This is a genomic window from Aeromonas sp. TECH754, from assembly GCF_056279295.1.
In genome coordinates this window covers 3,478,486-3,500,522 of record NZ_JBWBRA010000001.1, presented here as the reverse complement: position 1 = coordinate 3,500,522, position 22,037 = coordinate 3,478,486, and the positions used below count along the sequence as shown (strand labels likewise).

At 64.6% G+C, this 22,037-nt stretch carries 23 protein-coding genes; 13 read left to right on the top strand and 10 right to left on the bottom strand.

The features are described 5' to 3' along the window. Positions 1-64: 64 nt before the first annotated feature. Positions 65-718, bottom strand: a complete 654-nt coding sequence (locus ACZ9IL_RS15895) for an alpha/beta hydrolase (protein ID WP_476004360.1) — start codon at positions 716-718, stop codon at positions 65-67. Further along, positions 715-1,029: an iron donor protein CyaY gene (gene cyaY, locus ACZ9IL_RS15890; protein ID WP_476004359.1), complete on the bottom strand. Its 315-nt coding sequence runs from the start codon at positions 1,027-1,029 to the stop codon at positions 715-717. The genes ACZ9IL_RS15895 and cyaY overlap by 4 nt, the downstream gene beginning before the upstream one ends. 73 nt (positions 1,030-1,102) lie before the next feature. Between cyaY and lptM the strand changes: the two genes are divergently transcribed. The 6 genes from lptM to ACZ9IL_RS15860 all read left to right on the top strand — a co-directional run bounded on the left by lptM (position 1,103) and on the right by ACZ9IL_RS15860 (position 6,028). Continuing rightward, positions 1,103-1,312 carry an LPS translocon maturation chaperone LptM gene (gene lptM, locus ACZ9IL_RS15885; protein WP_476004358.1) on the top strand — a complete coding sequence of 70 codons (210 nt, stop codon included), beginning with the start codon at positions 1,103-1,105 and terminating at the stop codon, positions 1,310-1,312. Positions 1,313-1,332: 20 nt separating this feature from the next. Further along, entirely contained in the window at positions 1,333-2,583 is a 1,251-nt protein-coding gene (gene lysA, locus ACZ9IL_RS15880) for a diaminopimelate decarboxylase (protein WP_476004357.1), read from the top strand. A gap of 124 nt (positions 2,584-2,707) precedes the next feature. Further along, the gene (dapF, locus tag ACZ9IL_RS15875) at positions 2,708-3,538 is read left to right on the top strand and encodes a diaminopimelate epimerase (protein ID WP_476004356.1); all 831 of its coding nucleotides are present in this window, start codon (positions 2,708-2,710) and stop codon (positions 3,536-3,538) included. A gap of 106 nt (positions 3,539-3,644) precedes the next feature. Next, entirely contained in the window at positions 3,645-4,325 is a 681-nt protein-coding gene (locus ACZ9IL_RS15870; RefSeq protein ID WP_476004355.1) for a DUF484 family protein, read from the top strand. After that, positions 4,318-5,283, top strand: coding sequence for a tyrosine recombinase XerC (xerC, locus tag ACZ9IL_RS15865; RefSeq protein ID WP_476004354.1), 966 nt, complete (start codon positions 4,318-4,320; stop codon positions 5,281-5,283). The genes ACZ9IL_RS15870 and xerC overlap by 8 nt, the downstream gene beginning before the upstream one ends. 34 nt (positions 5,284-5,317) lie before the next feature. After that, positions 5,318-6,028 (top strand): HAD-IA family hydrolase, encoded by a 711-nt coding sequence (locus ACZ9IL_RS15860; protein ID WP_476004353.1) that lies wholly within the window; start codon positions 5,318-5,320, stop codon positions 6,026-6,028. Positions 6,029-6,044: 16 nt separating this feature from the next. Here the strand turns inward: ACZ9IL_RS15860 and ACZ9IL_RS15855 are convergent, their stop codons facing one another. From ACZ9IL_RS15855 to ACZ9IL_RS15840, 4 genes are all read right to left on the bottom strand, one after another. Continuing rightward, on the bottom strand, positions 6,045-6,440 hold the full coding sequence (locus ACZ9IL_RS15855) for an STY0301 family protein (RefSeq protein WP_476004352.1): 396 nt from the start codon (positions 6,438-6,440) through the stop codon (positions 6,045-6,047). Positions 6,441-6,606: 166 nt separating this feature from the next. Continuing rightward, positions 6,607-7,383, bottom strand: a complete 777-nt coding sequence (locus ACZ9IL_RS15850; protein WP_476004351.1) for a gamma-glutamyl-gamma-aminobutyrate hydrolase family protein — start codon at positions 7,381-7,383, stop codon at positions 6,607-6,609. 375 nt (positions 7,384-7,758) lie between these two features. Continuing rightward, positions 7,759-8,568, bottom strand: a complete 810-nt coding sequence (yidA, locus tag ACZ9IL_RS15845; RefSeq protein ID WP_476004350.1) for a sugar-phosphatase — start codon at positions 8,566-8,568, stop codon at positions 7,759-7,761. Between the two features lie 123 nt (positions 8,569-8,691). Then, positions 8,692-10,356, bottom strand: coding sequence for a DUF342 domain-containing protein (locus ACZ9IL_RS15840; protein ID WP_476004349.1), 1,665 nt, complete (start codon positions 10,354-10,356; stop codon positions 8,692-8,694). A 227-nt stretch (positions 10,357-10,583) separates the two neighbouring features. Here ACZ9IL_RS15840 and ACZ9IL_RS15835 point away from each other — a divergent pair, with 227 nt between their 5' ends. The 4 genes from ACZ9IL_RS15835 to ACZ9IL_RS15820 all read left to right on the top strand — a co-directional run bounded on the left by ACZ9IL_RS15835 (position 10,584) and on the right by ACZ9IL_RS15820 (position 14,588). After that, a complete protein-coding gene (locus ACZ9IL_RS15835) occupies positions 10,584-11,558 on the top strand; it encodes an HlyD family secretion protein (protein ID WP_476004348.1) in 975 nt (324 codons plus the stop codon). Further along, the gene (locus ACZ9IL_RS15830; RefSeq protein ID WP_476004347.1) at positions 11,551-12,480 is read left to right on the top strand and encodes an ABC transporter ATP-binding protein; all 930 of its coding nucleotides are present in this window, start codon (positions 11,551-11,553) and stop codon (positions 12,478-12,480) included. Before ACZ9IL_RS15835 ends, ACZ9IL_RS15830 begins: the two co-directional genes overlap by 8 nt. 246 nt (positions 12,481-12,726) lie before the next feature. After that, positions 12,727-13,821, top strand: coding sequence for an ABC transporter permease (locus ACZ9IL_RS15825; protein ID WP_476004346.1), 1,095 nt, complete (start codon positions 12,727-12,729; stop codon positions 13,819-13,821). Positions 13,822-14,054: 233 nt separating this feature from the next. After that, positions 14,055-14,588, top strand: a complete 534-nt coding sequence (locus ACZ9IL_RS15820; protein ID WP_476004345.1) for a metal-dependent hydrolase — start codon at positions 14,055-14,057, stop codon at positions 14,586-14,588. Between the two features lie 117 nt (positions 14,589-14,705). On the opposite strand, the gene ACZ9IL_RS15815 is transcribed toward ACZ9IL_RS15820, so the two are convergent. Further along, positions 14,706-15,869: a CinA family nicotinamide mononucleotide deamidase-related protein gene (locus ACZ9IL_RS15815; RefSeq protein WP_476004344.1), complete on the bottom strand. Its 1,164-nt coding sequence runs from the start codon at positions 15,867-15,869 to the stop codon at positions 14,706-14,708. Between the two features lie 39 nt (positions 15,870-15,908). After that, on the bottom strand, positions 15,909-17,147 hold the full coding sequence (locus tag ACZ9IL_RS15810; protein WP_476004343.1) for an HD-GYP domain-containing protein: 1,239 nt from the start codon (positions 17,145-17,147) through the stop codon (positions 15,909-15,911). A 144-nt stretch (positions 17,148-17,291) separates the two neighbouring features. Here ACZ9IL_RS15810 and metA point away from each other — a divergent pair, with 144 nt between their 5' ends. Beyond that, positions 17,292-18,239, top strand: coding sequence for a homoserine O-succinyltransferase MetA (gene metA / locus ACZ9IL_RS15805; RefSeq protein WP_476004342.1), 948 nt, complete (start codon positions 17,292-17,294; stop codon positions 18,237-18,239). Positions 18,240-18,307: 68 nt separating this feature from the next. On the opposite strand, the gene ACZ9IL_RS15800 is transcribed toward metA, so the two are convergent. Then, positions 18,308-18,823 (bottom strand): phosphatase domain-containing protein, encoded by a 516-nt coding sequence (locus ACZ9IL_RS15800; RefSeq protein WP_476004341.1) that lies wholly within the window; start codon positions 18,821-18,823, stop codon positions 18,308-18,310. A gap of 177 nt (positions 18,824-19,000) precedes the next feature. Between ACZ9IL_RS15800 and ACZ9IL_RS15795 the strand changes: the two genes are divergently transcribed. Next, complete coding sequence (locus tag ACZ9IL_RS15795) at positions 19,001-19,471, top strand: Lrp/AsnC family transcriptional regulator (protein ID WP_033131470.1); 471 nt, start codon at positions 19,001-19,003, stop codon at positions 19,469-19,471. Positions 19,472-19,529: 58 nt separating this feature from the next. On the opposite strand, the gene ACZ9IL_RS15790 is transcribed toward ACZ9IL_RS15795, so the two are convergent. Next, positions 19,530-21,494, bottom strand: coding sequence for an LTA synthase family protein (locus ACZ9IL_RS15790; protein WP_476004340.1), 1,965 nt, complete (start codon positions 21,492-21,494; stop codon positions 19,530-19,532). Between the two features lie 262 nt (positions 21,495-21,756). On the opposite strand from ACZ9IL_RS15790, the gene ACZ9IL_RS15785 reads away from it, so the two are divergent. After that, a complete protein-coding gene (locus ACZ9IL_RS15785) occupies positions 21,757-22,029 on the top strand; it encodes a DUF2442 domain-containing protein (RefSeq protein ID WP_476004339.1) in 273 nt (90 codons plus the stop codon). Positions 22,030-22,037 lie beyond the last annotated feature (8 nt).

Below are 22,037 nucleotides of genomic sequence, written 5' to 3'. Positions count from 1 at the left end.
CGGATCGATCAAATGAAAACGGCCTGCATCTGCAGGCCGTTGTCGTATGTGTCGTTGTCCGGAGTCAGGCGCCGAGGCGAGCCAGCAGCCAGTCGCGGATGTCGGCGAGCTGGGGCCGGCAGATCTCGTGGCGCATGGGATACTCGTGCCACTCGGGGGTGAGACCGGCTGCTTCCAGCCGGTTCTTCGCTTCCCAGCCCATGGACAGCGCCACCACATCGTCATAGATGCCGTGCATGTAGCAGATGGGCAGGGCGCGGGCAGCCTCGCTCATCTCCCCCAGCAAGGCATCGGGCGCCGCCAGGTAGGTGGACATGCAGAGCAGGCCCGCCAGCGACTGCGAGCAACGCAGGGCGGTGAAGGAGGCGATGACGCCGCCCTGGGAGAAACCGGCAAGCACGATGCGCTCGGGGGCGAAGCCCTCGGCGATCAGGCTGTCCAGCAGGCTCTGGATACGCTCGGCCGACTCCCGTACATGGGACTCCACGGCGCGATCTGCCGGGTTCTCGAAGCTCTTGATGTCGTACCAGCCGCGCATCTTGTAGCCCATGTTGATGGTGATGGCACGCTCGGGCGCATCCGGCAGCAGGTGACGCACCGGCAGCTCGGCGGGCAAGTCCAGCGCCTCGGCCAGGGGGGCCAGTCCGGCACCGGAATCTCCCAGTCCGTGCAGCCAGATCACCGCGTGGCGGGCGCCTTCGGGATGCAGATCGATCATGGGAAGCGTACCGGCTCACCGGCCTGAGTGGTGCAGGCGCGGGTCAGCAGGGCCTTGAGCTCCTCGCCGAAGCGGTTGTCTATCCAGCTCTCGCCGCGCAGCTCGAAGTGAAAACCGTTCTCGCGGGTGGCGACCCAGATCTGGTGCAGGGGCTCCTGCTTGTTGATGATGACCTTGGTCTTGTTCTCGAAACTTAAGGTCAGCACACCGCCGGCCCGTTCACAGTCGATATCCGGATACCCCTCGTCGATAACGTCTTCCACGTACTGGAAAAAGGCGTCGGTCAGGGCGTGATACTCGTGATCCTTCATCGGTTTATCCTGTTGCTTTTAACAATGTGAGTGCGATTATAGAGGGCCAAAAATTTTTTCGCAGCGAACCATTATGACCAGCCAGTTCACCAAGTGCCTGTTGGCCGCATTTCTGTCCCTTGGGTTGGGCGCCTGTGGTCTGACGGGGCCGCTTTATATGCCGCCGCCGGAGCAACCGGCTCCCGCCGAGCAGCCAACACCAGCGTCGCCCAAGACAGAGAGTACACCGCAAGCCACCTCGCCTGCGACCGCCAAACCGGCCACCGAGGCCGCGCCGCAATAATTTAGGAAGGAACCGCCCCCTTGGATCACTTTAACTACGACGCCGACGGCCAGCTGCAGGCCGAGCAGCTTCCCCTGCAACAGCTCGCCGAGCAATACGGCACCCCGCTGTACGTCTATTCCCGCGCCACCCTGGAGCGTCACTGGCATGCCTTCGATCAGGCGGCCGGCGATATTCCCCATCTGATCTGCTACGCGGTCAAGGCCAACTCCAACCTGGCGCTGCTCAACCTGCTGGCCCGGCTCGGGTCGGGTTTCGACATCGTTTCGGGTGGCGAGTTGTCACGGGTGCTGGCGGCGGGCGGCGATCCGGCCAAGGTGGTCTTCTCCGGCGTGGCCAAGAGCGAGGCCGAGATGCGCCTCGCGCTGGAGAAAGAGATCCTCTGCTTCAACCTGGAATCCGAAGCCGAGCTGGAGCGCCTGAACCGGGTGGCCGGCAGCATGGGCAAGAAAGCGCGGGTCTCGGTGCGGGTCAACCCGGACATCGATGCCGGTACTCATCCCTATATCTCAACCGGCCTCAAGCAGAACAAGTTCGGCATCCCCATCGAACAGGCTCCCGCCATCTACCGCAAGGCGGCGACCATGGCGAACATCGAGATCAAGGGGGTGGATTGCCATATCGGTTCTCAACTCACTGAATTGAATCCCTTTATGGAGGCGGCAGACAAGCTGCTGCGGCTCATCGACGAGCTGGCCGCCGAAGGCATCCACATCCATCACCTGGACGTGGGCGGTGGTCTGGGGGTCAACTATGGCGCCGAGCAGCCGCCGCATCCCACCGAGTATGCCGAGGCGCTCAAACAGAAGCTGACGGGCCGCAAGCTGACCCTGTTGTTCGAACCGGGCCGCGCCATCGTTGCCAACGCCGGTGTGCTGCTGACCAAGGTGGAGTACCTCAAGCCGGGCGAGACCCGCAACTTTGCGCTGATCGACGCCGGCATGAACGATCTGCTGCGCCCCTCCCTCTATGGCGCCTGGATGAACATCATCGAGGTGGACAGCCGCACGGCCCACGAGCCTGCACTGTACGACGTGGTGGGCCCGGTGTGCGAGACCGGCGACTTCCTCGGCAAGGAGCGCACCCTGGCCATTGGTGAAGGCTCCTTGCTGGCGGTCCGCTCCGCCGGGGCCTATGGCTTCACCATGGCCTCCAACTACAACACCCGTCCCCGCGCGGCCGAGGTGCTGGTGGACGGTGATCAAGCTCATCTCATCCGGGAGCGCGAGCAGCTGGCCGATCTCTGGCGCGGCGAGCATTTGCTACCCTAGAAACCCTCGTCGTGAGATGGTAGCGAAACCCCCTCTCTCCTGGTACGGAGGGAGATGGGCAGGGCTGACAGACTCCCGGGCGTTCCATGATGTGGGCGCCCGATCAACGGTACAGGAATGCAGGATGTTGATAGATTTTTCCAAGATGCATGGCCTGGGCAACGACTTCATGGTGGTGGACGGCGTCACCCAGAAGGTGTTCTTCAGCAACGACATCATCAAGAGGCTGGCGGATCGCCACTTCGGCATCGGCTTCGATCAGCTGCTGCTGGTGGAGCCGCCCTATGATCCCGAGCTCGACTTTCACTACCGGATCTTCAATGCCGATGGCAGCGAGGTGGAGCAGTGCGGCAACGGCGCCCGCTGTTTTGCCCGTTTCGTGCGCCTGAAGGGGCTGATCAACCGGGACAGGATCGGGGTCAGCACCGCCCGCGGCCGCATCACCCTGCAACTGGAGGGCGAGAACCAGGTCACGGTCAACATGGGGGTCCCCCAGTTTGAACCGGGCAAGGTGCCCTTTCGCGCCCAGAAGGCGGAAAAAACCTACCTGCTGCGGGCCCAGGAACACACTGTGATGTGTGGCGTGGTCTCCATGGGCAACCCCCATTGCGTCATCGAGGTGCCCTCGGTGGCGGATGCACCCGTATCGACCCTGGGCCCGATCATGGAGCGGCACGAGCGCTTCCCGGAGCGGGTCAACGTCGGCTTCATGGAGATGGTGAACGCCACCGAGATCAAGCTGCGGGTGTTCGAGCGGGGGGTCGGGGAGACCCTGGCCTGCGGTACCGGCGCCTGTGCCGCCGCGGTGATCGGCATCAGCCAGGGCAAGCTCAAGGAACGGGTCACCGTCAGCCTGCCGGGTGGCAAGCTGACCATCGCCTGGAAGGGGCCGGGTCAGCCGGTCTACATGACGGGGCCGGCCGAGCACGTGTTCGATGGCCAGATAGAGCTATAACGCCCTCTCCCAGAGGGAGGGGATGACAAAAGGGGGCGCAAGCCCCCTCTGCACAACGATAATGTCAGGGCCCAGTGCCCTTTTTCTATGATGGATCAACCAAGTTATGAGCGAACTCAAACGGCAGGAATCACTGATGGACGAAGCCACAGTGCTGGAGTACCTGGCCCGTTATCCCGAGTTTTTCCAGCGCCACGCGGCCATGCTGGACCGGATCCGCATTCCCCATGAGCAAAAAGGCACCGTCTCCCTGGTGGAGCGCCAGATGGACAGGCAGCGCGAGCGCATCGAGCAGCTGGAGCAGGAGATCACCGAACTGATGGGGGTCGCCAGCGAGAACGAGCGGATCTTCCGGGTCTATGCCGACCTCTATGGCGAGCTTTATGGCTGCCGGACCCTGTTCGAGGCGAGCGTGATCATGGGCAAGGCCTTCGTGCAGCGGCTGCGGCTGACCGGCTTGCGGCTCTGGCTCAACCCGAAAAAATTCCAGCTCAGCGGCCCTGAGCAGCGTTTCCTGGCAGAGGGCAAGCAACTCGATCAACTGCTGGGTCAGCGTCTGCCGGGGACGGATTACTACTTTGGCCGACTCAGCCAGAGCGAGAAACAGACGCTGTTCGGCAACGACGTGCTGGTCAACTCGGTGGCCCTGATGCGCCTCGGCGAGCTCGGGGTGCTGGCCTTCGCCAGCTCGGATCCCAGCCACTTCGCCCCCCACAACGACACCCTGCTGCTGGGCCAGCTCGGTCGCCTGCTGCAGCAGCGTCTGCCCGAGCTGACCCGTGGCTAAGGATCCCGCCAGGGGGACTCCTGCCCCCGAGCCCTTGCCCGCGGCCCTTGCCGATGAGCTGGCGGCCTTTATCGAATACTTGCGGGTCGAGCGCCAGCTCAGCCCCCACACCCGCAGCAACTACGAGGCACACCTGCAGGCCATGGCGGCGGAGCTGGTGCGCCTCGGTCTCGATGACTGGGCCCGGCTCGAGGCGAGCCAGGTGCGCAGCCTGGTGAGCCGGATGCACAAGGGGGGGCTGGCGCCCCGCTCGCTGGCCACCAAGGTTTCGGCCTTGCGCAGCTTCTGCGACTGGCAGGTGCGCCAGGGGCGACTGGTCGCCAACCCGGCCCGCGGCATAGTGACCCCCAAGCAGGGGCGGCCGCTGCCCAAGAACCTTGACGTGGACGAGATGTACCAGCTGCTCAACATCACCGACGAGCAGGATCCACTGGCGGTGCGGGATCGCGCCATCATGGAGCTGATGTACTCCTCCGGCCTGCGCCTCGCCGAGCTGGTGGGGCTCAACCTGGTGGACATCAAGCTGGACGAGCGTCAGCTCAGGGTCACCGGCAAGGGCTCCCGGGAGCGGGTGCTGCCGATGGGGCGGATGGCGGTGGAGTGGCTGCAGAAATGGCTAAAAGTGAGGCCACTGCTGGCGGGGGACGAGGCCGAGGCGCTGTTCGTCTCCCAGCGCAAGCGGCGGCTGTCGGCCCGCTCGGTGCAGGAGCGGCTCGATGGCTGGGGCAACAAGCAGGCACTCAACGCCCACGTCCACCCCCACAAGCTGCGCCACAGCTTCGCCACCCACATGCTGGAATCCTCCGGCGATCTGCGGGCGGTGCAGGAGCTGCTGGGGCACGCGGATCTCTCCACCACCCAGATCTACACCCACCTCGATTTCCAGCACCTCGCCAAGGTGTATGACAGCGCCCACCCCAGAGCCAAGCGGGATCCGGGCTCAGAGGACAACGAATAAGGGGCAGACATGCCGCCCCGTCAGAGGAGAGCCCATGCAGTTTTATCGCCGCTGGCAGCCGGTGGCCGCCATCTCGTTCGATCTCGACGACACCCTCTATGACAACGGCCCCGCCATAGTGCGGGCCGAGCAGTGGATGCTGGCGCACCTGCGCAGCGAATACCTGGCCACCGCCATGCTGGACAAGCCGCGCTGGCTGGCGCTCAAGCGTGAGCTGCTGCTCGCCCATCCCACGCTGTCTCAAGACGTCAGTCTGGCGCGCCAGCACTGCATCCGTGAGGCCATGGTACAGGGCGGCATGCCCCTTGAGCAGGCCGAGCTGGAGGCTAGCCGGGTGTTCGCCGGCTTCCTCGCCGAGCGCTCGAAGATAGAAGTGAGCGCGGCGACCCACGGGTTGCTCGGGCGTTTGGCTGGACGCTATCCGCTGGTGGTGATCACCAACGGCAACCTGGATCTGGCGGCCGCCGGCTTGAGCGACTACTTCACCCTGGTCTGCAAGGCCGGGGCGGGCGCGAGGATGAAACCGGCGTCGGACATGTTCCTGCAGGCGCAGGCGGCGCTGGGGTTGCCAGCTGGGCGGATCCTGCACGTGGGGGATGACCCGGAGACCGATGTGCTGGGGGCTCGCCTGCACGGCTTTAGGACCGCCTGGCTCAATGACCGCAATCAGCCACGCCAACGGCTGCAACTGCTGCCGGATGTGGAGCTCGGCGCCCTCGGCGAGTTGGCGGAGCTGCTGCTCTGAGCCTTGCTGGCGTGAGTTACTTGCGGCAGATAAGGCCGCTTGGGCCCCAGTCCGTCTGATTGACCCGGCAATAGGTGATGCCTGAGGGCAGCGGCTGCTGCAGGCTGATGGCGCTGTCCTGATAGTGGCAGACCAGATAGAGGGGGCGAACCCCGTTTCCCGTCAGGCTCCAGTAATGGATCTCATCGCTGTCACCGTTGTCGGGTTTGAGCTGCGCCAGCTCCCCCGGCTCACCGTCAAACAGGGCCAGACTCACCAACCTGTGGTGCAGCGTCTGGCTCGGCTTTCCCTCCCCATCCCGACTCACCCCTTGCCAACCCGCGGGCTGGGACAGCAGTTGCTGGCGGTCCTCTATCCGGGGTGGGCAATCGAATTGCAGGCTGGCGCTCAAGGCCAATGCCATCAGTAGCATGATGAGATCCCGGTGGTGGCTGATGCGCCCATGCTAGCGCATGACGCCGGTGGCTCGCCATGACCCGTTTGCTATTCAAGGGGGGCTGATAAAGAGGATGCACCACTCAACGGCGTGGCGCCGGCCTGCACCCGATGGCGGACACAGGCCGGCGGACTGGCGGCGATTAGCCAGCCTGCTGCCTGCGCTCGCGGCAGGCGGCCCCGAAGGCCTCGAACAGCTTGATGGAGTGGGGGTTTTCGCTCGCCTTCCACTCCGGATGCCACTGTACCGCCAGGGTGAACTGGGGAAGGGCGGGGGCATAAATAGCCTCGATCAGACCATCCTCGGCGTAGGCCAGCGGTGCCAGCCCCTTGGCCAGCGTCCTGATCCCCTGGCCGTGCAGGGAGTTGACCGGGATCTGCGCCTCCCCCATCAGCTCGGCAAACCAGCTGCCGGGCACCAGGCTGACCTGGTGGCTGTGACCATATTGATCCTCCACCGGATCCTCTGCGTCCTCCCGGTGATCCGCATAGCCGGGTTCGTTATAGACCTTCTGATGAATGTCCCCGCCGAGGGCCACGTTGATCTCCTGCATGCCGCGACAGATGCCGAGCAGCGGCAAGCCCCTGTCGATGGCGGCGCGCACCAGCGGAATGTCGAACAGATCCCTGTCCCTGTCCTGGGGCTTCTCCGGGGTCAGGTTCTCCTGGCCGTAGAGGGCAGGATCTATGTTGGAGCCGGCGCCGCTCAGGTAGACGCCGTCGGCCAGGTCCAGATATTGCTCCAGATCCTCGGCGCCGCAGCAGGTCGGCACCAGCAGGGGCACGCAGCCGCTGATCTCCACCAGGGGAGTTATGTATTTGTGGGTCATGACCTGATAGGGGTGACCGTTACGGGGCTGGGCGCCCATGGTCATCAGCACGACGGGTTTACGATCGGTACGGGGGGCGGGGTTGGGCATAGGTCACCTTGGCTATCCTTGGCTGTGGTGTCTCATCCTGCGCCTTGGGAAGGCCCTTGCGGCGGCAGGGCAGCAAGGGCATGCCTCAAGGCATGGTCATGGGATCCGGGTCGTGCCGCAGTGCCAGAATCGTCGGTCAGCCTGGGCAATGACAGCCTGGATCCTGATCCCAGTCTGCCAAGGCCGTTCAATATGTCAAACGAAATGATGCGTTAATGTTAAGTTTCGTGGTGGCCGAGTTAGCTTGAGTCCCTATATCAGGGGGCTGTGCGGGAGCAGAGGGAGGATGGGCAGGCTGCAATGGTGGATATATTAAACATTCGAGCGGGATGGCGGGGGCAGATAGCGGGGCATCCGTGGATGCCCCGCAGGGGATCAGGCATTCAGCACGAACTGCTCGATCACCCTGGCCACACCCTCGTCATCATTGCGGCTGGTGGTGTGCTGCGCCAGCGCCTTGATCTCCTCGGTGGCATTGCCCATGGCGACCCCGAGCCCGGCGTATTCGATCATGTGGCGGTCATTGCCCGCATCCCCCACCGCGATCACCTCAGCCGCGGTGATACCCAGATGCTCGGCCAGGGCGGCGACGCCGGTGCCCTTGTTGCTCTGCTTGTTCATGAACTCGAGGAAGTAGGGGGAGCTGCGCACCACGGTGTAGCGCTGATAGATCTCGGCGGGCAGCTGGGCGATGGCGCGGGAGAGCTGGGGCTCCGGATCTATCATCATCACCTTCATGATCTGCTCGTCGGCGGGCAGGGTGGCGAAGTCCACCAGGTTGATGGGCATGTCGACCAGCCGGGACTCGTGCTCGGTATAGGTGCTGACTCTGGGGCTGATGAGACCCAGACGGACGGAGAAGCCGTGGATGTTCACCCCCAGCTCATCGGCCAGGTGGGCGATGGCGCTGGCATCGCTGCCGGTCAACAGCTGGCTGCGGATGATGCGCTGGTCCGCGACGTGCTGCACCAGGGCGCCGTTGTAGCAGATGACGTAGTCATCCGGGCCGGTCAGACCCAGCTCGGCCAGATAGGCGGTCATGCCTTCCAGCGGGCGGCCCGAAGTCAGCACCACGGTGACGCCTTTGGCACGCGCGGCCGCGATGGCGGTGTGGGTGCGAGGGGTGATCTGGCCTGCTGGGGTCAACAGGGTGCCATCCATATCCAATGCGATCAGCTTGTACATCTTCTCACTACCTGAGTCTGGCCGGCCCGCCCGACGGGGCCTGGGGGAGGCCGAGTGTAGCGAAAATCGCCGCCGGGATCACGCCATGCCGTCATCCCGCCTCGGGAAGTGGGTAGGCGGCCCTCAGCGGTGGCCCTGATAGGGGGTCAGTTGCAGCTGATCTTCCCGGATGACGAAGTGGATAGGGCCGTGCTCTATGTCGACCCTGTTGTGATAGTGGGCCATCTCCACCTCGACGCCGGGGAACAGCCGCTGGGTGGCGATGATGTCCATGTTGGCCATCAGCGTCTGCAATTCGGCCTGCACCGTCGTCAGCTGTTCGTCGAGGGAGTGGCTCTCATCGAGCTGCTGGCGGCGCAGCGCCTTGATCTTCTGCAGGGTCGCGGGATTGCGCTTCTCTGTGGGCAGTTGCAGCAGCCTGAGGATCAGATCCTGCAGCTTGTCGAGCTGCTCGCGGCACCCCTGTTTGCGTTGGCGCAGGACCTGCTCCTGCTCCTTGTGACTGAAGTAGCCGCCGAGGATCTGCAGCCGTGTCCGGTTCTGCGCCGAGGCGCCGAGCACGGGGGCCATGATCAGCCGATTGGCGATGTTGATGCCGCCTATCAGGTGGCCCTTGCGCATGGCGCTGTCCCCGACCTTGAGATCCTGACCGCTGCGGCAGTAGCTGTGGCTGAGCTGACTCAGGATATGGATGTCGCCATCGGCCTCCAGCCTGGCGTACTGGGCATAGCTGGCGTGGATCTCGCCCCCCGCGTTCAGGTGGCACAGGTACTCATCCTCCTCCTGCTTGCGGCCTATGATGCCGTTGCGCACCGTGATGGTGCCGCCCGATTCAATGTAGCCGCCCTCGACGAAGCCACCTATCACCACGTCGCCGCTGGTCTTGATCCTCATACCGGGCATGACGTCGCCGGTGACCAGCAGCGAACCTTCGAAGATGACGTGGCCGTGGCGAATATCCACCTGCTTGACGCTCAGCACCTCGTCGACTCTCATGCCGGCCCGCTCCTGACAGGGCAGGCCGGGGCGGGTCGCCAGCAGCAGATCCGGATCCTCGGGGCCGAGGCAGGTGCCTTCTCCCGCCGTCATGGGGCTCTCCTTGCCCGCCCTGGCCGGCAGCGTCTGGCCCGTCACGGTGAAACCGTCGATCCCCCGGGTCGGGGGGTGGCGCCGCATCAGCGCCGTGCCCGCCTTGACGGTGAGCAGGGTGCCGAGATCGCGCATGTCCACCTTGCCATGGTCCCGCTCCTGGGGCTTGAGGATCCGTTCGGCCGGGGTCTCCACCAGCCGCTCGAGCCGGGTATCCAGGCCGTGTTCGACTGCCCTGCCCAGCGCGATGACGGGTCTGAGCCGGGCGCCGGGGGCGGCTTCCCGCGCCGCCTGTATGAGGGCGGCGAGCCGGGGCTCGTCGAGCCCCTGCCGGATCTCGCTGGCCGCGACGGCCTCCTGCAGCTGGCTCAGGGTAAGGGGCTGGCCGCCCCAGTCCGCGGTGATCTGGGCGCTGGCGCTCATCTTGTCCTGCTCGACTTGGATCAGCAGCCGGGCATCCTGGCGCTGGGCGATGGGGACGGGGGCATGGGAGGGGACATCCGGCTCGGTCAGCAGGGCGTTGAGCAGGGCGACGGCCTGGCGGATCCCCTCGGTCAGGGGCTGGTAGCGCCGGCAGTTGGAGACGTGTAACAGGGTCTGAACGTCGGCCTCGGTGACGGGCTGGACCAGGCCGGGGGCGATGCGCAGGCAGACATAGGTCATGTCCGTCGACAGCTGAAACCACTCTTTGCTTAACACCGGGATCCTCCCTCGTTGCCCAAATCCGGCTTGCCCTCTTGGCGGCCCTGAACCGCAGTATTCTGGCATTTCTCTTTCCGGGTCAACGAGCTGAGCTCAAATGAGTGAGCTGGACTGAGGAAATTGTTCGTGACGGAGGGTATGCTGGCGATAGCCATATCAATTGGCTCCATCCCTATCTGTGAGGCCGCCGGCGCAATGCGATGACGGCCCGTGCGAGGAATCCCATGCTGCGTTCCCCCTTGTTGCGGATCTTGCTGTCCATCGTCCTGCCCCTGATGGTCGGCAGTCTGCTCACTGGCTGCCAGCCCGATCGCCAGGACATGGCGCTGGGGACCCTGGAGCGGGATCGGGTGCTGCTGACCGCCACTGCCAACGAGATAATCCGCGCCCTGCCGGTGGCGGAGGGGAGCCAGGTGGAGGAGGGCACTCTGCTGGTGCGGCTCGACGATCGTCGTCAACAGGCGGTGCTGGCCCGAGCCCGGGCCGAGGAGGCGAGCGCCAGGGCGGCCCTGGCCCGCATGACCAATGGCGAGCGGCCGGAGGACATCGCCGCCGCCCGCGCCAGCCTCGACAAGGCAGAGGCCAATCTCAGGGAGGCGGAGCGCAGCTTCCAGCGCACCGCACGGCTGGTCGCACAGAAACTGCAGAGCCCCTCCGAGCTCGACAAGGCGCGCGCCGATCGTGACGGCGCCCTGGCCGAACGTGACGGCGCCCATCAGCAGCTCGACAAGTTGAGTCGGGGCGTGCGGGCCGAAGACATCGACGAGGCCAGCGCCAAGCTGGCGGCGGCCAGGGCCGATGTGGCGCTGGCCGAGCGGGAGCTGGCAGATCTCACCATCACCGCCACTCGCAGCGGTCGCCTCGACAGCCTGCCTTACAACCTGGGGGAGCGCGTCGCGGTCGGCGCCGTATTGGCGGCCATCCAGGCGGATCAGGCCCCCTATGCCCGGGTCTATGTCCCCGAGCCTTCCCTTGCCCGTTATCAGATTGGCCAGTCCATCCGGGTGCGGGTGGACGGCGTGCCAGAGCCCTTCACCGGCCGGCTGCGCTGGATCTCCAGGGAGCCTGCCTTCACCCCCTACTACGCCCTCAACGAGCAGGACAGGGCCCGGCTGGTCTATCTGGCGGAGATAGACTTGCCGAGCGCACAAGCGTTGCCGAGCGGCCTGCCTCTGCAAGCGGAGCCCGGCGATGAATGAGTTCGCGATCCGGGCGCAGGGGGTGAGCCGCCGTTTCGGCGATTTTCTGGCGGTGGACGGGCTGGACCTGAGCGTCCCCGGCGGCCAGATCCACGGCTTTCTCGGCCCCAACGGCTGCGGCAAGTCCACCACCCTGCGCATGCTGACCGGCCTGCTCACCCCCTCCAGCGGGGAGATCGAGGTGCTGGGGCTCGCCATCCCGAAGCAAGCCGAGGCGCTGCGCCGTCGCATCGGCTACATGACCCAGAAGTTCTCCCTCTACGACGAGCTGACCGGCTGGGAGAACCTGGAGTTCATGGGGCGCATTCACGGCATGAGCGGCGCGTCCTTGATCGCCAGATTGCGTGAGCTGCTCGCTACCTATGAGCTGACGGCGCTGGCGACGCGCCGGGCGGGGGCCATGAGTGGCGGCCAGAAGCAGCGGTTGGCGCTGGCGGCGGCGGTGATCCACCACCCCGACCTGCTGCTGCTGGACGAACCCACCTCGGCGGTGGATCCCCAGAACCGGCGCGACTTCTGGGAGAAGCTGTTCGATCTCAGCGAAGCGGGCACCACCATTCTGGTCACCACCCACTACATGGACGAGGCGGAGCGCTGCCACGGGCTCGCCATCATGGAGGCGGGCAAGGTGCGGGCCCAGGGCTCGCCCCAGGCGCTGATGGAGGCCATGAGCACTCGGGTCGTTGAGGTGCAGGCGGAAGATCTGAGGTTGCTCAAGCAGCAGCTGTTGCAACTGGCGCCGGTGCGTTCCGCCGCCCAGCTTGGCCAGCGGTTGCGGGTGCTGGTGGACAAGTCGCTGGCGGATCCCGTGCCCTGGCTGCAGCAGGCCTGTCCGGCTCTGGCCGGTGCCGCCATGGCCCTGGTCAGGCCGAGCCTGGAAGATGTGTTTGTCAGCTGCACCGGTCAGGAGCCAAGGGCATGAACGGTCTGCGGCGGCTCTGGGCCATTACCCAGAAGGAACTGAGGCAGTTGTCGCGGGGCAGGCTGACCTTCGGTACTCGGGCGGTGATGATCCCGTGGTACTTCACTGAAGGAGTGAGCCGATGAACGGTCTGCGGCGGCTCTGGGCCATTACCCAGAAGGAGCTGAGGCAGTTGTCGCGGGGCAGGCTGACCTTCGGTACTAGGGCGGTGATGATCCCGTGGTACTTCACTGAAGGAGTGAGCCGATGAACGGTCTGCGGCGGCTCTGGGCCATTACCCAGAAGGAACTGAGGCAGTTGTCGCGGGACAGGCTGACGTTCGGCATGGTGGTGATGATCCCGCTGATCCAGCTGCTGCTGTTTGGTTACGCCATCAACTCGGACGTGCGCCACATCCCGGCCGGGCTGGTGGACATGAGCCAGAGCGTGCCGGGACGGCTGCTGGTGGAGGCGGTCGAGGCGAGCCAGGTGGTGAGTGTCCAGCAGCGTTACGTCGGCATCCAGCAGGCCGAAGCCGCCCTGACCCGGGGAGAGGTGCGGGCCGTGCTGGTGTTGCCAAGCGATCTGACCCGCCGCCTCAGCGCCGGTGAGACCGCAGGCCAGTGGCTGGTGGATGGCTCGGACACCATGATAGCAAGCGCCCTGCTGGCCCTGCGTACCATGCCGCTGACCGCGTTCAAGCCCGATCTCAAGCCTGCCCCCCCTACCTTCGAGACGGTGCTCTACTTCAACCCGGCCCGCCGCTCGGCGGTCAACATAGTGCCCGGCCTGCTCGGGGTGATCCTCACCATGACCATGATCATGTTCACCTCGGCGGCCATAGTGCGCGAGCGCGAGCGCGGCAATCTGGAGCTGCTCATCACCACCCCGGTGGGCTCGATGGAGCTGATGATCGGCAAGATCCTGCCCTACATCGGGGTGGGGCTGATCCAGGTCGTCATCATCCTCGGTCTCGGTCACTTCATCTTCTCGGTGCCGATCAACGGCGCCCTGAGCCAGGTGCTGCTGGCGACCCTGCTGTTCATCGCCGCCAGTCTGACGTTGGGGCTGCTCATCTCCACCCTGGCCCAGACCCAGTTGCAGGCGATGCAGATGACGGTGTTCATCCTGCTGCCCTCCATCTTGCTGTCGGGCTTCATGTTCCCCTACGAGGGGATGCCGGCCCCGGCCCAGTGGATCGCCGAGGTGCTGCCCGCCACCCACTTCATGCGGCTCATCAGAGGCATCGTATTGAGGGGGGGCGACATGGGGGATCTGCTGCCGGACGTGCTCTGGCTGCTGGGTTTCACCCTGCTGATGCTGACCCTGGCCGCCCACCGCTTCAAGAAGAGCCTGGATTGACCTGGGGGGGCCAACTTCCTCAGGCCGCCCGACCCCTGGCCTGGCGGTGAGTCTGGTGCTGTATGAGTCGCAATTGACGTGTGATATGGGTGTTTTTTGGAATTAATGACTGCGAAAGTGAGGTTTTAGCAACATTCGTCTTGCTCATTACGGTGGGAGGGATTCTAATCTGCCGCCCGGTCTCGCCGGGCCGGCATCGCATCCGTCCATCTCTTGCTGCATCGAACCAATCCATGACCGCCCAAGGCCACCTGCTGTTTTCCGTTACCTGCACCCTGCTCGCCCATCAGTTGCAACTCACCCCGGCCCTGGCCGATGCCAGCCTCTGGCAGCTGGTGCCCGTGGCCCTGGCCAGCGCCCTGTTGCCGGATCTCGATCACCCCAACTCCCTGCTCGGGCGCCGGTTGCCCTGGATCTCGGGGCCGCTCTCCCGCCTGTTCGGTCACCGTGGTTTCACCCACAGCCTGCTGGCGGTCGGTGTCGGGATATGGGGGCTGGGGCAATTTCAGCTGCCGGGGGCGCTCTCCTCGGTGGTGAAGGATGCGCTGATCATCGGCTACCTGAGCCATCTGCTCGGGGACTGGCTCACCCCGGCGGGCATCCCCCTGTTCTGGCCCCTGCGCCAGCGCTATCGCCTGCCTTTTTTGCCGCTCAAGAGCGGCAGTGGCTATGAGACGGCGTTCTGTCTGCTGACCCTGGCGCTGGCGGGCTATTGGGTGAATGGCGGGCAGGCCTTCAGTGCGCTCGCCCGCCTGACGGCACTCTAGATCGCGGAAATATCCCGCCTATGGGGTCTCGGTGAATGGGTCTGGCGTTGCAGCGCTCGGTCCAGGCCGAGCGCTGCACCCCTCGTGAGAGAGGGGAAGGGCGGGGGATGAGGGGACTTAGCCGTGGCGCTGCGCGGTTCTGGCCAGGGTGAGGTAGTCGGCGATCACCGGCAGTCCCAGCAGGTGGCGGCGCAGCATGTCGAGGGCGGCGAAGGCGAGGATCTTGCGGCCGCTCTCGGGATCCGGGTGGCTGACCCGCAGGGTCTGGCCGATCCGTTGGCCATCGGCACACAGCAGCAGCGGCACACCGTCCGCTCCCGCACCGCCTATGGTCAGGCTCAGCCCTTCGTCCGTGCCGGTTAACTGCGTCAGCTCATTCGGGAATCGCCCATCGAAGTGCGCCTGCAGTTGGGGATGTTCATGGCAGAGGCCGAGCAGGGCGCCCCGACTCTCTCCCTCCAGCAGGGTCAACTTGCGATCCCCCAGCAGGGCCAGGATCTGCCGCGCCGGCTCCTCGTCTCCCCGTCCCACCAGCCAGGGGGCAATTTCCCCCAGCAGTCGACTTTCGGCGGCATCCATGTCGGCCGCGCTCGCCCCGTGGCCGATGAGTTTCAGCTCGATCAGCGGCATGGAGGAGCGATAGCCGAGCTCGATGCCGGCAGGCCAGGGGCTGGCGTCCAGCTTGTCTGACAGGGCCGACTCCGAGATGCCGAAGCTGTAGAAGCGGCGCAGCTCGGTGTCGGTCTGATCCCCGGCCAGCCGTTTGAGGCGCGGCAGTATCTGCTCGCGCACCATCTGCTTGAATTCGAACGGCACGCCCGGGGTGAAGAACAGCTGGCTCAGGCCGTGGCTGGCCTGATGCTGGACCAGGAAGCCGCAGGCGGTGCCGACCGGGTTGTCCAGGACGTCGCAGCCCAGCGGCAGCCAGGCCTGCTTGGCATTGCTCTGTGGCATGGGGCGGCCCCGGCTGGCGTAGCGCGCTTCGATAGTGGCGAGCCAGTCCGGGTACAGGGTCAGCGGCCGGGCAAATGCCTCGGCCGCCGCCTGGGCGGTGAGATCGTCGGCGGTGGGGCCTAGCCCGCCACACACCAGCACCACCTCGGCGCGGCTGGCGCTCTCCTGCAACAGGGCGGTCAGATCCGCGAGGTTGTCCCCCACGGTGGCGCGGCGGCGCACCTGCCAGCCCTGCTCCAGCAGCAGGGCGCTGAGCCAGGCGGCGTTGGTGTCCACCACCAGGCCGGTCACTATCTCATCGCCGGTGCTGATGATCTCGATACGCATGCAAACTCCTTGAAACAGGGGACGGGCGGCACGGGCAGATCAGGGCTTGCCGTGCTCGAAGTAATAGCTGATCCGGGTGCGCGGGTTGAGGTACTCGAACACCGCGGGGGGCAGGCGCCTGGGATGGATCACCTTGGCGATGCTGAGCTCGGCCTGCTCGAGATCGATGATGGCCGCCTCCTGGCGCGGGATGCGCGGATCGTACACCAGCACCGCGGGGTAGAGCAGGCGGGAGCTGTTGACCGACATCACCAGCCCCAGCTGGCCGTTGGAGAGCTGCACCACGCTGCCCGGCGGGTAGATCCCCATCAGCCGGATCAGCATGCCGAGGTAGTCGGTATTGAACTGGGCCTTGCGCTGTTTGTAGAGACTGCCGAGGGCCGAGTAGGGCACCTTGGCCTGCAGGTGGCAGAGGTTGTCGTACTCGTTGATGAGGGACACTATCTGGGTCAGTTGATCGATCTGCCCGCCCTTGAGCCCCTCTAGCCCGCTGCCATCCAGGTACTCGTGGTGATAGCGCACAATGTTTTTCGCCTCCGCTGGAAAATCCTTGGCCAGGTTGAGCAGATCCAGACCGTAGCGCGGGTGCAGGGCCATCAGGTTCTGCTCCGGTTTGGTCAGCGGCTCGGTCTTGCGCAGGATCTGGCTCGGCAGCTTCAGCTTGCCGATGTCGTGAAACAGCGCCCCCATGCCGATCTGGCGGATGGTCTCGGCCGGCAGCTTGCATTCCCTCGCCAGCAGCATGCTGAGCACGCTGACGTTGAGGGAGTGACACTGCAGGCTGTTGCCATCCTCGCTGTCGGAAACCAGGTGCAGCACCATCTCGTCCACCGACAGCAGTTGCTCGGTCATGGTGCTGATCAGCTCCTGCGCCTCGTGAATGGCGTTGAGGGGGCGGGACTGGACCTTGCTCATCACATTACGCACCTGGGCCAGCGACTGCTGGAACTGTTTCTCGCACTGCTGCAGATCCCGGCGATAACGCTGCAACTGCTCGATGCGCTGCGCCTTCTCCTGCTGCATCTCGTGCTGGCGGGCGGCGAGCGTCTCGATATCGGCCGAGGGGGGCTGCACCTGATCGAGGGGCTTGGGAGGCGTGTCGCTCTTGTCGGGGATGATGGTCACCAGCTTGAGGCCGAGCCGGCGAATGAGCTCGATCTCCTGCTCGTTCTTGAGCTTGAAGCTGGAAAACAGGAAGGGGTGATCACGCCAGCCCAGTGGCAGGGAGACATAATTGCCGACTTGCAGTCGGTCCACCGAGATCTTGATACCTGTCATGGGGTCGGGCGCGAGAAACACACAGAGCCGTATGCTAGTCAAAGGCTTGGGTGAATACAAAAGGTATCTGATGACAGACCGGAAGCTTTATTATAGGCTTCTAGATGTCCAGACATATTTACCGATGCAGTACAGGGAGTAAGCATGCCGATCAAGATCCCGGACCAGTTGCCCGCCGCCGAAGTGCTGGGGCAGGAGAACATCTTCGTGATGACGGAATCCCGGGCCGTCACCCAGAACATCCGCCCGCTGCGGGTGCTCATCCTCAACCTGATGCCCAAGAAGATCGAGACCGAGATCCAGCTGATGCGGATGCTCTCCAACTCGCCGCTGCAGGTGGACGTGGATCTGCTGCGCATCGACGATCGGGAGTCCAGGAACACGCCCCAGGCGCACCTGGAGAACTTCTATCACGACTTCGAGCAGGTGCGTGGCAACAACTATGACGGCATGATCATCACCGGGGCGCCGCTCGGGCTGGTGGAGTTCGAGGAGGTGGTCTACTGGCCGCGGATCGTCGAGATCATCGAGTGGTCCCATCAGCACGTGACCTCGACCCTGTTCCTGTGCTGGGCGGTGCAGGCGGCGCTCAAGGCGTTGTATGGCATGGAGAAACAGACCCACGGCGAGAAGCTGTCCGGGGTTTATCGCCATCACAGGCTGGACGATCACGAGGCGCTGCTGCGCGGCTTCGACGACGAGTTCGTCGCCCCGCACTCGCGCTACGCCGCCTTCGACGGGGATCTGATCCGCGCCCACACCGACTTGCAGATCCTGGCGGAATCCGAGGAGGCCGGGGTCTATCTGGCCGCGACCAAGGATTGCCGCCAGGTGTTCGTCACCGGTCATCCCGAATACGATGCCCTGACCCTGGACGGGGAATATCAGCGGGATCTGGCGGCCGGGCTCACCCCCGTCATCCCGGTCAACTACTACCCGAACAACGATCCCGGCCAGACGCCGCGCGCCAGCTGGCGCAGCCATGGCCACCTGCTGTTCTCCAACTGGCTCAACTACTACGTTTATCAGCTCACCAGCTATCGGCTGGAGGACATCGGCAAGGTGTTTACCTACGAGCAGCCCAAGGCATAGATGTCATCGAGCCAGCTCATTGGCTGCGGACGGGAGGGCAACCTGCGGCCCAAGGCATAAGAGCGCGCTCAGTCGGCCTGCAGCCGTCTCGCCTGGCCATCGAGCCAGTGGCGGTGGCAGGCCAGGGTGAAGGCGTTGGGCCGGCGGGCCCGGATGGCGGCCATGGCCTCCCGCTGTGGCTGACCCAGCGTCATCAACAACAGGGCGGCGACCAGCCCGGTGCGACCGCTCCCCCCGTGGCAGTGAATGGCCAGCTGCTTGCCGTCCCGCAGCAGTGCGAGCAACTGCGGCAGCGCCTGCTGCCAGGCCTGTTCGAAGGCGGTGGTGGGGGCCTCGTCGTCCAGGATGGGCAGATGGAACCAGCTCATGCCACGCTCGGCCACCCGTTGGCCAAGCTGCGCCAGATCGCGCGCGGCCAGCTCCTCGTTCGTCATCAGCGTGATCACGGCGTGGGCGCCGGCCAGTTGCAACTGGGCGAGGGCTTGCGGCATGGGCACTTGCTGAGTGCCGGGGCAGGGGGTCAGCAGCAACTGGCCGTCGAGGCGGGGGACTTCCAGGCTCCAGAAGGGGTGGGAAGGGTGCATGGGGATCCTTGTGGGGGGGGTATCTGGTTTCAAATGAACTCATTGGCGCCTTGCCTGAGCGGGGCAGAGCATAGGGGCCAGGCTCTGGATGTCAATCTGCGTTGTGTTCAGCCCGGTTTACGGGCAGAGTCTAAAAAAATTAGAGCCTATAAAAAATTGAGCGAGCAAGGAGTAGAGATGAGAAACCTGGATCAACTGGACTTGGACATCCTGGCCCATCTGTTTCGCGATGCGGGCATGACCAACAAGGATCTGGCGGCCCTGGTCGGGGTGGCGCCGTCCACCTGCCTGGAGCGGGTGCGCAAGCTGCAACAGGACGGGGTGCTCAAGGGAGCACACTGCGAGGTGGACTATCAGGCGCTGGGTGGCCACATCCAGGCCATGGTCTCGCTGCAGCTGGCGCGTCACAGCCGGCAGATCATCGATGCGTTCCGCGACGCCATCCTGGCCCTGCCCGAGGTGATCAGCCTGTTCCACATGGGGGGCAAGGACGATTTCCTGGTGCACCTCTGCGTCGCCGACACCGAGCACCTGCGCAACTTCGTGTTCGATCACTTCACCTCGCGGGAAGAGGTGGTGCACCTCGAGACGTCTCTGGTGTTCGAGCACAGATTCAGCCGCTCCTTGCCTTGTTTCACCCAGCCTTGAGCAGCATGAGGCAATAAAAAACCGCCACTCGGCGGTTTTTTTGTCTGCAAAATTGGCATCAGTTCAGCACGAGCCGGCTGTCCGGCGCGGTCTGGTAGAGCCCCTGCTGGTAGGCCAGGCTGCCCCAGAGCACCAGCCCCAGCGCCATTTCCTTTATCTCGTCCGGCTGGGGGGCCGGGAGCAACTGCTGGCGGACGGCATCGTAGACATAGCCTTCCGCCGGTCGCTCCGGCTGCAGGATCACCACGTCCTTGCCCCGCATCAGGGCGAAGTTCTTGTCGTACTGCATGATGGCGCGTCCCGGCCAATCGTCCGGCATGCGAGTCAGATCCTTGCCCAGCATGGGGTAGTCGGCGCTTATCCCCATCAGGGAGAGCAGGGTCGGTGCCATGTCGATCTGGCTCACGACACGCTCGTCCTGGCGGGGCTTGATCCCCTCGCCGACGATGACGCCGGGGATGTGGAAGCGGGGAATGGGCACCAGGCTGGCGCCGCCGACCCGGCTGTCGTGATCGGCGATGACCAGGAACAGGGTGTCTTTCCAGTAGTCGGATTGGCGGGCCTTCTTGAAGAATTCACCGACGGCGTAGTCCGCATACTTGGCGGCGTTGTTGCGGGTCTGCTTGGGCTGCTCAAAGAGCGCGATGCGATCGTCCGGGAACTCGAACGGATCGTGGTTGCTGGAGCTGAACACCAGGCTGAAGAAGGGTTTGCCCTCCTTGCTCAGGGCCCGGAAGGTCTCGTCCGCCTTGGCCATCAGATCTTCATCCGAGGCGCCCCATGAGCCTTCGAACACCGGATTCTCGAAGTCTTTCTGCTCGACGATGTGGCTGAAGCCGTTGCCGAGGAAGAAGCTGCGCATGTTGTCGAAGTGACTCTCGCCGCCGTAGATGAAGCTGGTGCTGTAGCCCCTCTGCTTCAGCAAGTCCGCGATGGTGAAGAAGTTGGTCTGGCTCTTGCCGAGCTTGACCACGGCCTGGGCCGGGGTCGGGGTGAAGCCGGTGAGCACCGCCTCTATACCGCGCACCGAGCGGGTGCCGGTGGCATAGAGCTGGTTGAAGGTCCAACCCTCCTTCGACAGGGCATCGATATTGGGGGTCAGCGGCAGGCCGCCGAGGGAGCCGACAAACTGGGCCCCCAGGCTCTCCTGCAACAGGATCACCAGGTTCTTCGGCTTGCCGCCGTAGCTGGCCTCGTTGAAGGTCTGGCTCGGCAGGGCCTCCGAGCTGAAGTCCTGATCCGGGCGGCCGCTCTCCTGGCGCACCAGCGCCAGGATCCGCTCCCTTGGCAGCTCGCCATAGAATTCACCGGCGTGCTCCTCGGCCCCCATCTGCTTGATGGCGAAGAACAGGGAGTAGGAGGAGTTGACCACCAGGGCATTGATCAGGGGATCGCTGGCAAAGGCCACCATGGCGGGGTTGAGGGCTCGGTGACCCAGGCTGGAGCGGGCGCCGAGGAAGCCGATGGCCAGGATCAGCAGGGCGAAGGCGGGCCTCAAGTACCAGCGGGGGAAGCTGAGTCCGCGCATCAGGCGGCCACTGAGCCACCAGCCGCCACCCAGGGTCAGCAGGCTGAACACCAGGGCCAGCAGCAGTTCCCCCTTGCGACCGGCCCACAGCATGGCGAGCACCTCTTTCGGATAGATGAGGTATTCGATGTAGAGACGATTGGGGCGCACCCCGTATTCGGTGACGAAGGAGGGGGTGGAGATCTCCAGGAACAACATCAGCCAGAGCCCCAGGGTCAGCCAGACCCGGATCAGCAGAAGCCAGGCACGGCCGAGGGCATGGGGGCCGGCCAGCAGCAGGGTGAAGACCGCGGGGACGCCCCACAGCCAGCAGAGGGTGGCGAAGTCGACGCGCAATCCCTGCAGCAGCATCTGTGACCAGCCAGCGACGGCGTCGACGCGCTCCTGTTGCCAGAGTCCGAGGGCTGCCCGGCTGGCGGTGAGGCTGACGAGCGCGATCACCGAAAAGATGGCAATGGGCCAAAATGGACCCAGCCAATTCCTTATTTTTGTCATTGTTTTTCCTGATAAAAGCCTGATTTTTTATGCCCGTCCTCGGGCATTTTTTTATGTTGCAGGGATATGACCATGGGGCCGGGAAAAGGTTGCGTCTGGGGCAGGAAAAAGACGCAATCAGCACCGCTGCAATGGGATTATTGTGACGGAGTCCTCGGACCAGTACGAGATAAACGGCTGGAAGAAGTGTGATCCCCACTGCAAAGCGGGGAAGGGGGCGTGCTTATAATGGCGCGGGAGTCTCTCAATCGGAGCCGCTATCATGCCGGTCTTTCTCGATGTTGAGTATTTGCAGGGGTGGTGCCTGTTCGTGGTGATCTCCGACGGCACCACCGGGGTGCTGGATCTGACCCCCTGGCGCGAGCAGCCGCTGTTTGCCGCCATCGACTCGGAGCGTAGCTTTGCCCGGGTCTTCATCAATCGCCGTCATCAGCTGGAGTGGCCGGGTGGCTGCGTGCTGGCCGCCCAGGAGATCTATCACCTGATCAAGGCCGTCGACGAGCGCAGCGCCTTCAACGAGCGCAATCCGCACTGAGAATGGCT